The sequence below is a fragment of the Asticcacaulis sp. DW145 genome (assembly GCF_037101385.1).
Classification (GTDB): Bacteria; Pseudomonadota; Alphaproteobacteria; order Caulobacterales; family Caulobacteraceae; genus Asticcacaulis; species Asticcacaulis currens.
On the sequence record NZ_AP029024.1, the window covers coordinates 1,875,825 to 1,888,320 of the forward strand.

The window sequence follows — 12,496 nt, forward strand, 5'->3', positions numbered from 1 at the left end:
TGATTTACGACGCCGGTTTGAAGGCGTCGGCTTGTTTTTGGCCTTCAACCTTCTGATCGGGCGTCAGCCGGCTTTCAATAAAAGGAACCGCTTCACGCGCTTCGGATACGGCGGCACTTCCCTTCGGTCCCTTGCGGGCCAGAAGCGCCCATTTATAGGCCACAGCCAGGTCCTTTTTCACGGCCATACCGTTAAAGTACAGCATACTCAGGCGGATTTGCGCGTCGGCGTTTCCGCGATCCGCCGCGCGATTGAAATAGCTGATTGCTTTGGGCTGATCACCGGTGTTGTAAAACAGATAAGCCATATCGGTGAGGCATTGCGTATCACCGCGATCAGCGCATTTAATCAGCCAGAGCTTTGCCCCCTCGCGGTCGCCCGCACTATTGAGCCTCTGTCCCCACGCCTTTTCTGCGGCCTTGTCGCCCGCTTGCGCAGCTTCGCGCAACAGACGCTCGCCTATTTCGACGTCTTTTGGAACACTACCGCGTCCCGTCAGGTAAAATTCGGCCAGCTTGCGTTTGATGTCAGGCGAAGGGGCTTTTACTGCCTTATAAAGGGCGAAGGCCTTATCGCGGTTGGCGACGCCTTTATCGTCATTGTACAGGTCGGCCAGTGCGATCTGCGCGTCCATATGACCTTGCGCGGCGGCTTTTTCGTACCAGCCTGAGGCGCGAGCCGCGTCATCTATCCCCCCTCGACGCTTGTCATAGGGTAGACCACTGAGATACTGCGCCTGCGCGTCCCCGGTGTTTGCCTTGATAAAGGTGACCCACTCGTTTTCACCGGTCGGCCCGGTCTTGCCCGTGAAAAACACCCCTGCGGCCACCGCCACCACCAGAATAACCGGCAGCAGCACATACCAGGCACGGACTCCACCCGTCGATTTACGCATATATTACCCCCCTTATGGGTCAGAGGTTCAGGCATAGCACAGACAGAGGCGGTGAGAAGCCTCAGTCTTTTCGCCGCAGATCGAGCGTCATCGGGTAGTCCGGGTTGATATGCAGGGCCGGCACGCGCACGCGGCCCGGCGTATGGGTTGGGGCCTCAAAGCGCGACAGGCGGCGCCCCTCAGCCTCGTTCTCATTCAGCGGCAACTGCTCGTAATTGCGCCCGCCGGGGTGCATGACGTGATAGCGGCAGCCGCCGACCGAGCGTTCCAGCCGCGTGTCGATCACATCGAACTGCAGGGGCGTATTGACGGGCAGGTTGGGGTGCAGGTTCGACCACGGGGCCCAGGCCTTATAGCGCACACCGGCCACCTGAATATGGGCGTCGCGCGTCGGGTGCAGCGGCAGGCGACGGCCATTACAGGTGACGACGTGCTGATCACCTACCGCGCCGGACAGCACCACCTCCATGCGCTCGACCGAGGAATCGACGCCGCGCGACGTGCCGCCGCCGGACGGCTCCTCACCCATCACCGGCCACGGCTCCAGCCCAGCGCGCAACTCCAGCGTCAGGCCGCCGATCTGCACACTGCCCAGTGACGGGAAGCGGAAGTCGAAGAAGGGAATGAACCAGTCGCGGCTGAAGGCATAGCCGTGGCTTTTCAGAAAATCGAGCACTTCATGGAGATCTTCACGCACCTGATGGCCTAGCATAAAGCGGTCATGCAACTGCGTGCCCCAGCGCACCAGCTTCCCCGTATAGGGCTTTTTCCAGAAGACGGCGATCAGGGCGCGAATCAGCAGCGCCTGAATGAGGTTCATCTGCGGATGCGGCGACATCTCAAAGCCGCGCATTTCAAGCAGACCCAGCCGCCCGCGGTCCGAATCCGGCGAATAGAGCTTGTCGATGCAGAATTCCGCCCGGTGCGTATTGCCGGTCAGATCGACCAGCAGGTTACGCAGCAGCCGGTCCACCAGCCACGGGGCCTGTTCCGCCTCGCCCTTGGGCAGGTTGGACAGGGCGATTTCCAGCTCATAGAGCGACTCGTGGCGCGCCTCGTCGATGCGCGGCGCCTGAGAGGTCGCCCCGATATACAGACCCGAAAACAGGTACGATAGGCTGGGGTGGTTCTGCCAGAAGCGGATCATCGAGCCCAGCAGGTCGGGACGGCGCAAAAACGGCGAATCCTCCGGCTTCTGCGCCCCCATGACGATGTGGTTGCCACCACCCGTGGCGACGCGCTTGCCGTCGATCAGGAACTTGTCAGCGACCAGCCGCGCCAGACGCGCCTCCTCATAAACCGTAGTGATGATGCCTTTCAGCTCGTCCCAATCGCGCGCCGGCTGGATATTGACCTCGATGACGCCGGGGTCGGGCGTTACGCTTAAGGACTCGATGCGGTGGTCGCGCGGCGGGCCGTAGCCTTCGATGACCACCGGTACCTTGAGGTGCGTAGCCACCGCTTCGATGGCCGAAATCAGCTCGAAATAGTGCTCGGCATAGGCGGTCGGCGGCAGGAAGAGAAACAACTTACCGTGCCGCACCTCGGCGCACAGGGCCGAGCGCACCAGACCATTGGGCCCGGCCCAGCGTTGCGGATCGCCTACCGTGCCGATAGCCCTGGCAAAGCGCGGCACAAGAGCCTGCGCCTCCGGCAGGGCCTCGGTCGGCGCGAAGGGCGAGCGCGGCGGGAAGAGATGCGCGTCTACCTCAACCTGATCAACAAACGGCAGCGCCCCCAGCGGCAGGCGCAAACCGACCGGCGAGTTGCCGGGCAAAAGCATCATCTTCTCGGTGCGGAAACGCCACGGGTTCGACATCCAGCCGTCGAAACGCGCCGAGTACTGCAAGGGCAGGACGAAACCGGTCGGCTGGCCCAGATCGTTGTCCAGAAGGGCCTGAAGCCGCTTGCGCTCCGTCGCCTCATAGACATCGGCCTTCAGCATCTCGCCCTCAAGCGGCAGGCGCTGCTCCTTCCACAGGTGGTACGGAATGTCCTCATAGGCGTCAATGACGAGGCCTTCGTGCAGGCCCAGCGCCCCGGCCAGCGTGCGCAGGAAGGTGCGCGCCGTCAACTGCGGCTCATGCGCAGCGGCTTCTGGGTCGATCAGCAGGTCCGCATTGAGCCAGAAGGGCTTACCGTCCAGCCGCCAAAAGGCGTTCATCGCCCAGCGCGGCAGGATTTCACCCGGATACCACTTGCCCTGTGCGTGCTGCGCCAGCGCGCCTTTGGCAAAGCGCGCCGACAGGCGTTTGAACAGGTCGAAACCCAGTTTCTTCTTGGTGTCAGACAGGGCCGTAAAATGCCACTCATCGCCTGTGCGGTCGTCCAGCGACACGAAGGTCGGCTCGCCGCCCATGGTCAGGCGCACATCCTGCGCCGTCAGGGCCTTATCGACCTTATGCCCCAATGCGTCGATGCGCTGCCATTCGCCGTCCGTATAGGGTTGGGTGACGCGACGCGATTCATAGACGCGCGTCACCCCCATCTCATAGCTGAACTGCGACTGCGCCGGTTCGTGCGCGCCGGTGATGGGGGCCGCCGAGGTTGGGTTGGGGGCGCAGCAGAGCGGGATATGGCCTTCGCCGGTGAACATACCCGACGTCGGATCAAGCCCGATCCAGCCGGCACCGGGCAGATAGACCTCGTACCAGGCGTGCAGGTCGGTGACATCCTCGCTGACGCCCGACGGCCCGTCCAGCGATTCGACATCGGCCTTGAGCTGGATCGAATAGCCAGAGACAAAGCGCGTGGCGAACCCCTTGTGGCGCAGGGCCTGACAGGCCAGCCATGCCATGTCGCGGCACGAGCCCTGAAGCAGGGTCAGGGTTTCGGCCGAGGTTTGTACCCCCGGCTCCATGCGCAGGGTGTAGTTGAGGTGCGCATTGACCTTCTGATTGAAGGCGACCAAAAAATCGACCGTCCCCCACTTTTCGCCCGTCGCCGGGTTAAGGTCCGGCATGGACCGCACAAACTCCATCAGCAGGGCGTCGCGTTCCTTGATCTCCAAGTAGGGCGTCAGTTCCTCTTTGAGCGACTCCGCATAGCTGAACGGATAGTGGGTCGCCGTGTCTTCGAGGAAAAAGTCGAACGGATTGAAAACCTTGATTTCAAGGACCAAATCGACCTCAACGCGAAACTGCGCCACCTTGTCCGGAAAGACGATACGTGCCAGCCAGTTGCCAAAGGGGTCCTGCTGCCAGTTGATGAAGTGGTTTTCCGGCTCGACTTTCAGCCGGTAAGACTGCACGTGAGCGCGGGTATGCGGGGCGGGCCGCAGCCGGATGACCTGCGGCCCCATGCCGATCGGCCGCTCATAACGGTAGTCAGTAACGTGATGCAGCGCCGTCAGTATGGTCATTCACTCATCCAGTCTTACACCCTCCCTGCTCTGGCAGGGAGAGATGGCAGTCTTACACCTCCCTGCACCGGCAGGGAGAGGTGGTAAATATCCTGCGACCTGTAATCTACAGAATCGCCGGGCCGCTTGAGGGCCCCCACCACCGCATCTCGCGCTTCGCGCCTCGTGCGGTCCCCCTCCCCAGCTAGCTGGGAGGTATGATGTGAGAGGCTTCGTTTCAATCCGTCAGCTTACGTCCGCTTTCCCCACAAAATCACGTCACAGAACTGTAACGAAGACAAAAAAAATGTGTAACTCTGATACGGCACGGCATATGGACAAGTCCCGGCCAAGGCCGTTTAGTTTTCTGTGAGCGAGAAGGACCACCCGTTGTTCAGCGATATTTCGAGCGACATCTTTGCGTTTAGTTTCGACGGCTTAAGTTCGCCGCTCATCGACCTGAAGTTTCGCACCGGCCCGCAAAAGGGCGACCATACGCTCGGCTGGGGTCTGGCATGGTACCCGGCGGATAACAAGGCCGCAATGGTGGCCAAGGACCCGGCGGCCAAGGACACCGTCTCGCTCAAAGGGGCGATGAGCGACTGGGAAGGGTTCCGCTCGACCGTCTTCTTCTGCAAGGTGCGCGGCGCGGCCACCGGCTATACCCATCTGGAAACCCAGCCCTTTACCCGCTCCTTTGCCGGTCAGGACTGGGTGTTCATGCACAATGGCAACCTCGACAAGGAAGCCATCAAGGGACTACACCACAACAAGTCGATCTTTCTGGAGCCGCTCGGGCGCACAGACTCAGAGCTGGCTCTGGTCTTCCTGTTGGGCAAGATAGAGGATTACGGCGCGCGCACGCTGGCGGCCATCGACCACAGCGTGCTTCTGAGCTGGTTCCTGCAACTGGATGATCTGGGTTCCGCCGACATGGCCATTTCCGATGGCGTGACCGTGGCGGTCTTCTACGGCTCCAAGTCACAGTCGAGCCTTTATTACAGCCGCATCAAGCCGCCGCACGCCACCGAGGGGTTCCAGTCGGACGCCGCCTCCTTCGCGCTCAACAATCCGCGCGACACCTTCCGCACGGCGGTGGTCTTCGCCTCCTCGCCGTTCGCCTCCGGTAACTGGACGCCGATGCAGGGCGGGCAACTGATCATCGCGCGGCGCGGCGCGGTCATCTGGACCAACAAGAAGGAAGCGCCGTCGAAACTGCCGGTGCCGCCGCAGCAGCCGGACCGCCCGTCGGCCCTGTCTTCGCCCATCCTTCAGGGCGGGCCGCTGGAGAAGATCACCGAGCGCAACGCCCTGTTCGCCAGCGTGCAGGCCCAGTCGCAGCAGGCCTCCATCGTCGCCAAGCTGGCCAGCATGAGCCACGTGCAGTCGAACGTGATCAATGCCCGTTCGGTCACCCACGCCCCGGACGGCAGCCCCCTCACCTACCGGCTTTATGATGTGGTGCATTCGACGGAATACACCTATGAGAAGGCCGTTGAACATTCGACCCACACCTTCCGCCTGCTGCCGGTCGAAGATCAGCTTCAGGAGGTCATCCATTCGACTCTGACCATTTCGGCCGAAGGCGAGGATGTGCGCTTTGAGGACGTGTTCGGTAATCAGAACATCCACTATTCGATCATCAAGCCCTACAAGCAACTGACCGTCTCGTGCCGCTCTCTGGTAAAGATTTTTGGACAGGCGCCGGACGATTACGGCCCGGCACAGCGTCAGGCGCGCTTCCCCATTTCGTGGATGCCGTGGCAGCTTCAGGTGATGGAGCCCTATTTGCTGCTGCTCGAAATGCCGGAAACCCAGATTGCCGAACTGCTGCTCTATGCGCGCGCCTTCTCCGAGCGCAATGCCGGTCACGTCATGGACACGCTGAACGACATCAACCTGACCATATACCGCGACTATCAGTACGTGCCCGGGTCGACCTCGTTTTCGACCACGCCTTTTGATGTCTATGCCAATCGTAAGGGCGTCTGTCAGGACTTCGCCAACCTGTTCATCACGCTGGCGCGGCTTCTCGGCATCCCGGCGCGCTATCGCATGGGCTACATCTTTACCGGGGCCAATTACGAGAACAAGATTCAGTCCGACGCCAGCCACGCCTGGGCCGAGGTCTATATCCCCTATATCGGCTGGCGCGGCTTCGATCCGACCAATGGCTGCCTCGTGTCGCAGGACCATGTGCGTGTGGCGTGTGGGCGCAACTATCTCGATGCGACGCCAACCTCCGGCACCATCTATCGCGGCGGCGGCAAGGAGGAGTTGCGCGTGCAGGTGACGATGAACGAGGTCTATCTATGATAACTCACTTGAGAGTGCCCTTGGCTTCGTCTGCGGTACTTTCAAGTGGAAAAAGACGGTGAAAATGCCTGAGGCCGGCCCGTCAGCATTTTTCGATTTTTTATGTAACGATGCGCTGACGGGCATCGGAAAAAGGTCTGAAAGTACGCGTATTTTTTTGAGTTTATTCGCTTTGGGGAGGCACCCGCGTGAGTCTGGAATCCTATAAAACCGAAGGGTTTTTCGACGAGCTGTTCGCCAGCGACGGCGTGCCTCATGCGGCCGCCGCGGGCCTGGTCGAGCAGCTGGACGCGCTCAGCCGGGCCGACCTGAAACGCCGCCAGAAACAGGCCGAAGACATCCTTTATCAGTCGGGCAACACCTTCAACGTCTATGGCGACAAGAAGGGCACCGAAAAAATCCTGCCGTTTGATATCATTCCGCGCCTTGTGTCGGCGGCGGACTGGGACAAGCTGGAGCGCGGCATTAATCAGCGTATCCGCGCCCTCAACCTGTTCATTCAGGACATCTATAACGATCAGAAGATTCTCAAGGACAAGGTGATCCCGGCCGAACTGATCTTTTCCTCAGCCTGCTACCTCAAGCCCTGTGAGGGCCTGTCGCCGCCGAAAGGCGTGTGGACTCATATTTCAGGCACCGATTTTGTGCGCGATGGCGACGGCGAATTCTACGTGCTGGAAGACAATCTGCGCTGCCCGTCGGGCATCTCCTACGTGCTGGAAAACCGCGCCGTGCAAAAGCGCATCCTGCCCAAGGCGTTTCAGACCCTGAAGGTGCGCCCTGTCTCCAACTATGGCGACCATCTCTATAAGACTCTGAAATTCATCGCCCCCGAAGGCAAGGATGAGCCGAATATCGTCGTGCTTACGCCCGGCATCTACAATTCCGCCTATTTCGAGCACGCCTATCTGGCGCAGCAGATGGGCGTGCCCCTGTGCCAGAATTCCGACCTCGTGGTTGAGGGCGATACCGTCTATATGCGCACCACGCAAGGGCTGAAACAGGTCGATGTTATCTATCGCCGCATTGATGATGAGTTCATCGACCCGCAGGTCTTCCGCAAGGATTCGCTGCTGGGCGTCCCCGGCATCATGAACGCCTATCGGAAGGGTAAGGTGGCGCTGGCCAACGCCCCCGGCACCGGCATTGCCGACGACAAGGCCGTCTATGCCTACGTGCCCAAGATCGTGAAATACTATCTGGGGGAAGAGGCCCTCGCACAGAATGTGCCCACCTATATCTGCGAGGACGATAAGGAACGCGACTACGTGCTGGCCAATCTCGACAAGCTGGTGGTCAAGGCGGTGAACCTGTCGGGCGGTTACGGTATGCTGATCGGCCCCAAGAGCACCAAGGCCGAGCAGAAGGAATTTGCCGAAAAGATACGCGCCCGGCCGCGCGACTATATCGCCCAGCCCACCCTGTCCTTGTCGCGCGCCCCCACCCTGATCGGCAACGGGATCGAAGGCCGCCACGTCGATTTTCGCCCCTATTCGCTGTTTGGCGAAGAGGTCTTCACCCTGCCTGGCGGCCTGACGCGCGTGGCGCTCAAAAAAGGCTCGCTGGTTGTTAACTCGTCTCAGGGCGGCGGGTCGAAGGACACCTGGGTGCTTGGCGAAGAGAACTATTACGGAGTCGCGGAATGAAGGCTCTGCCAAAGTCCATACCTCCCCATCTTGCTGGGGAGGTGGACCGCGCCCGAAGGGCGGGGTGGTGGGGGCCTTGTGCCGCATCCATAGCCCCCCACCATCTCGGCTTCGCCGAGCCACCTCCGCCACAAGTGGGGGAATACACGATATGATACCGCTCCGCCTTGCCCATTCGACAGACTGCCGTGGCAGCCGCGGCCACCGCCGTTCAGGACATTCCGCATGATGTTAAGCCGCGTTGCCAACTCAATCTACTGGATGTCGCGTTATCTGGAGCGCGCGGAAAACGTCGCGCGCTTCATCGACGTCAATACCCACCTGATGCTCGATCTGGGTCTGAGCGTCGAGGAGACGCAGTGGTATCCGCTGATCGCCACCTCCGGCGACGATGAGGATTTCAACAAGCGCTACGCCACCGCCGATGAGAAATCCATCGTGCGCTTTCTGACCTTTGACGACAGGAATCCCAACTCCATCCTGTCCTCCATCTACCGGGCGCGCGAAAACGCCCGCACGGTGCGCGAAGTGATCCCGGTCGAAGTATGGGAAAAAATCAACGAGCTTTACCACCTGACGCAGGCCCACAGCCGCAAACGCTCGGTCGAGGCACTGCAAGCCTACTATACCGAGGTGCGTCAGTCGGGGACCCACTTTGCCGGCATGATGATCAACGCCATGTCGCGCGGCGACGGCTGGCACTTTGCTCGCATGGGTCAGTTGCTGGAGCGCGCGGACAAGACGGCGCGCCTGCTGGATGTGAAATACTTTCTGCTTTTGCCGCGTGGAGAGCAGGTCGATAGCCCCTATGACAATGTGCAGTGGGGCGCGGTGCTGAAATCGGTCAATGCGCTGGAAATGTACCGGCAGGAATACCATTCGATCAATTACCGCGACGTGACGCAGTTCCTGCTGTTCTCCAGGCTGTTCCCGCGCTCGGTGCGCTTCTCGCTGGACTATGCCACCGTGTGCATGGAGGCCATCTGTGAGAAAAAGCCGCACTGCGCCGCGCTCAACGATATGAAGGCCCTGCGCACCCGCCTGATGGAGGCCGACGCCACCGCCCTCATCGCCTCGGGCCTGCATGAGTTCATCGACGAATATCAGCTGGGTCTGAACCGGCTGGATCAGTCCGTGTACGAAACCTTCTTCAAGGACTGATCCCCTCAGGGTCATGGCAAATGACCTCTGGGCGGATTTGATCGTCACAGAGTTGACCCAAAGTCGCGCCATAAACACCGTATTTAAAGGGTGTGTTCCTGAAAACAGGAAGGGCGAACCATGATCAGGGCGGTTGTCATCGCAGCCTGCATTGCCGGTGGCATGGCGGCGACGGCGTGGGCAGAAACACCGGCGGCACCGGTTCAGGTCGAATATTACCAGCTTCGCCTCACCCTGCCGGCAGGGGGCGCTGTGAAGCAGACCCTGACGCGCACCACCCAGACCGAAACCGATGGCAAGGTGGTCACGACACGACTCAATGCGGAATATCTCAGTCAGATTTCCCGCCACCCGGACGGCTTTCGCGTCGTCAAAAGCCGTCTGAAAAATGATTTTCGCGTCGAAGGCGCGGAGACGGATACGGACCGGCTGGAGCTGGAAAAGGTGATGCAGGCCGCCGCCAGCATCAGCGATATCACCTATATTGCCGATGTCAGCCTGACGCCGCTGCGGCTCGAAAACTGGCCGCAGCTTCGCAACCGGCTTAAGGCCGCCATGCGCCGCACCGGGGCGATCAATGCCCGCGAAGGCGATGCCTTCGATGCCCTCTATGGCCCCATGACCGCAGAAACGGCGGCCGAGCAGTTCCTGCCCGAAGACGCGCTTCTGGCCATTCCGCACAATCTGGGCCTCAGTCTTAACAACCCCTACCGGCTGGATTCGCGGATCAACGGCCCGTTCGGCGGCACGATCAGCGCGCGGGAAACCCTGACGCTGACGGCGTGGGACGAGGCCGCCGGACAGGCCGAAGTCCTTTATGAATCCGGCCCGACGCGCGAAGCGCTGGACGCCTACGCCCGCCAGATCCGCCCGACTCTTGAGCAGACGGCGGCGCGCACGGCCCGGGTGCGCAAAAAAGCCCCGGTGCCGGTCGGGGATATTCGTCTCGATATCGGCACTACCTGCCGCTATCGCATCAGCCTGCATACCGGTCTGGTCGGCCGCGCCGAGTGTCAGTCTGTCCGCGATATCGGTCAGGGCGACGAGCGCCGCCTCCATCGCGAAAACTGGGTGCTAAGCGAAACCCCGGCCTGACCTATCTCCGTCTCCGGGCAAGAATAGGTATGACATAACGTCTTGTAAGACGGCCGGAAGCAGCCTAACCTGTATAGGACCACCGAAGGATCCTCATCGCTGACGGGGCAGCCGTATTGGGGCAACCCAATACAGCCTGTCTTTGACGCCATCGGTTCCGGAACAGGGCTTGGGAAGCGACGGCTTGCCGATCTGGTGGGGGGATTCTGTTTGATATTCGCCGCAGGACGGCCGCCGGGCGACTCAGCGCCTTACGGAAACGAGCATATGACCTTGGAAGCGTTCCCAATTGATCTTCGCATGGCCGCCCGGACCCCGGCCTCTGAGGAGGGGCTGTCCGGAACCAATCTGGAACGCGCCGGTGACCACAATCAGCGGGTCACGCTTCAGGCCATCCGTGCGCGCGGTCCCATCACGCGGGCCGATCTGGCTGATATCACCAACCTGACCGCCCCGGCCATTGCCAACATTACCCGCCGTCTGCTCAACGAAGGGCTTGTGCTCAAGGCGGGACGCCTGACGGGCGGGCGGGGTCAGCCCGCGACCCAACTGATCGTCAATCCGGACGGTGCCTTCTCGATCGGTCTCAATATCGACCGCGACCACATCACCATCGTGGCGCTCGACTTTGTAGGCCAGGTGCGTTTTCGCACCAGCCGCGAAGTGCATTTCGCCATGCCGGACGAGGTGCGCGCCTTTGTAGCCGAAACCCTGGACATCCTGCGGCGCAAGCGGCTGATCGACTTCGACCGCCTGATCGGCATGGGCATAGGTATGCCCGACGATCTGGGTCGGGTCCGCCTGCCCCACCGCCCCGAAGCCTATGAGGTGTGGTCGGAAATCGACGTGCAGGCCCTGTTTGCCGGTCTGATCGACGCACCGGTCGTGCTGGAAAACGACGCGGCGGCCGCCGCCATTGGCGAGATGCAGTTCGGGCACGGCATGCAATCGCGCTCCTTCATCTACACGCTGATCTCCGCCGGTCTGGGCGGAGGGCTGGTCATCAACGGCCACTATTTCCGTGGGGCCGATGGCCGCTCCGGCGAAATTGGCTTCCTGCCCATCGGCAGTGATGCGCAGAGCGAGACGACGCTTCAGGATGTCGTTTCCCTCTATGCCCTCTATGAGCGTCTGGCGCGCCACGGAATCCGCACCTGCGTGCCCGCCGATCTGGAAAGCCTGTCGCCGCAGGCCCAGGCCGTCGTCGATAGCTGGCTCGATGAGGCGGCACAGCACCTCTATATGCCGTTCCTGACGCTCAACTGCGCCCTCAATCCCGAAGCGCACTTCATTGGCGGACGTATGCCGGCGGCGATCATCGACGGCCTGTGCGCGCGACTGAACAGCCTCTATGCCCGGCTGTCGGATCGCCGTTTGCCGCCGGTAGCGCCCGTGCGCCGGGCGGCCCTGGCCATCGACGCCTGTGCCTGCGGGGCGGGCATATTGCCGTTCAATGAGCGCTTCCTGCCGATCCGAGAAGCGCTCATGAAGTCGGCGTGATTTCCGGCGTAAAGAGGCTCAGCCTCTTCGGCCATGCCTGTTATTGCAGAATCACGTAGTTGACGTAGAAGGGTTCAAGCGTTTCCGCCGAGGCGTTGCGCAGTTCGATCGTATCGAACTGACCGTCCTTGATTTTGAGGTCCTTGAACGGCACATCGTAGCGCGCCCACTTCCCCTTCAGGCCTTTCAGAGTCACCTGGCTTTCATAGGCCTTTTCCCCCAGTCTCAGGCGCAGGGTAAATTCCTGCTTGCCCTTTGGGCCGCCATGCACCAGCAGGGTCAGGGTCTTGAAGTCCGCGCCGTTCAGCTTCTGCCAGGTCTGGAAGGTAAAGACGTTCCAGGCGGCCATGGTGATTTCCACCGGCTTCTGATCCTCCAGCGGCACTGCCGGGGTCTGTTTGGCCCATCCGCCGATCCACCAGCCCTCTTTCAGACCGTCGGCATAGGCCAGCATCGGGCCTTTTTGCGCCCGTGCGGCCCCGGCGGCCAGAAGGGCCAGCCCACCGGCCAGAAACCCTTTGCGTGTCAGTTCTTTCATCGTGT

The 12,496-nt window shown here is 61.2% G+C and carries 8 protein-coding genes; 5 read left to right on the forward strand and 3 right to left on the reverse strand.

Features of this window, described 5'->3' with window-relative positions; all coding sequences use genetic code 11:
• Nucleotides 1-4: 4 nt before the first annotated feature.
• Complete coding sequence (locus tag AACH73_RS08715; RefSeq protein ID WP_338734580.1) at nt 5-895, reverse strand: tetratricopeptide repeat protein; 891 nt, start codon at nt 893-895, stop codon at nt 5-7.
• Between the two features lie 61 nt (nt 896-956).
• On the reverse strand, nt 957-4,256 hold the full coding sequence (locus AACH73_RS08720; RefSeq protein WP_338734581.1) for a transglutaminase family protein: 3,300 nt from the start codon (nt 4,254-4,256) through the stop codon (nt 957-959).
• Between the two features lie 369 nt (nt 4,257-4,625).
• On the opposite strand from AACH73_RS08720, the gene AACH73_RS08725 reads away from it, so the two are divergent.
• From AACH73_RS08725 to AACH73_RS08745, 5 genes are all read left to right on the forward strand, one after another.
• Entirely contained in the window at nt 4,626-6,551 is a 1,926-nt protein-coding gene (locus AACH73_RS08725) for a class II glutamine amidotransferase (protein ID WP_338734582.1), read from the forward strand.
• Between the two features lie 188 nt (nt 6,552-6,739).
• A complete protein-coding gene (locus AACH73_RS08730) occupies nt 6,740-8,197 on the forward strand; it encodes a circularly permuted type 2 ATP-grasp protein (protein ID WP_272741498.1) in 1,458 nt (485 codons plus the stop codon).
• Nucleotides 8,198-8,422: 225 nt separating this feature from the next.
• Nucleotides 8,423-9,358 (forward strand): alpha-E domain-containing protein, encoded by a 936-nt coding sequence (locus tag AACH73_RS08735; protein ID WP_272741499.1) that lies wholly within the window; start codon nt 8,423-8,425, stop codon nt 9,356-9,358.
• Between the two features lie 120 nt (nt 9,359-9,478).
• The gene (locus tag AACH73_RS08740) at nt 9,479-10,453 is read left to right on the forward strand and encodes a hypothetical protein (protein WP_338734583.1); all 975 of its coding nucleotides are present in this window, start codon (nt 9,479-9,481) and stop codon (nt 10,451-10,453) included.
• A 267-nt stretch (nt 10,454-10,720) separates the two neighbouring features.
• Nucleotides 10,721-11,953, forward strand: coding sequence for an ROK family transcriptional regulator (locus AACH73_RS08745; protein ID WP_338734584.1), 1,233 nt, complete (start codon nt 10,721-10,723; stop codon nt 11,951-11,953).
• Nucleotides 11,954-11,993: 40 nt separating this feature from the next.
• Here the strand turns inward: AACH73_RS08745 and AACH73_RS08750 are convergent, their stop codons facing one another.
• Entirely contained in the window at nt 11,994-12,491 is a 498-nt protein-coding gene (locus tag AACH73_RS08750; protein WP_272741502.1) for a hypothetical protein, read from the reverse strand.
• Nucleotides 12,492-12,496 lie beyond the last annotated feature (5 nt).

Coding starts and splice junctions, on each gene's coding strand:
- AACH73_RS08715 (WP_338734580.1), bottom strand. CDS start 895: ATGCGTAAATCGACGGGTGGAGTCCGTGCCTGGTATGTGCTGCTGCCG.
- AACH73_RS08720 (WP_338734581.1), bottom strand. CDS start 4,256: ATGACCATACTGACGGCGCTGCATCACGTTACTGACTACCGTTATGAG.
- AACH73_RS08735 (WP_272741499.1), top strand. CDS start 8,423: ATGATGTTAAGCCGCGTTGCCAACTCAATCTACTGGATGTCGCGTTAT.
- AACH73_RS08740 (WP_338734583.1), top strand. CDS start 9,479: ATGATCAGGGCGGTTGTCATCGCAGCCTGCATTGCCGGTGGCATGGCG.
- AACH73_RS08745 (WP_338734584.1), top strand. CDS start 10,721: ATGACCTTGGAAGCGTTCCCAATTGATCTTCGCATGGCCGCCCGGACC.
- AACH73_RS08750 (WP_272741502.1), bottom strand. CDS start 12,491: ATGAAAGAACTGACACGCAAAGGGTTTCTGGCCGGTGGGCTGGCCCTT.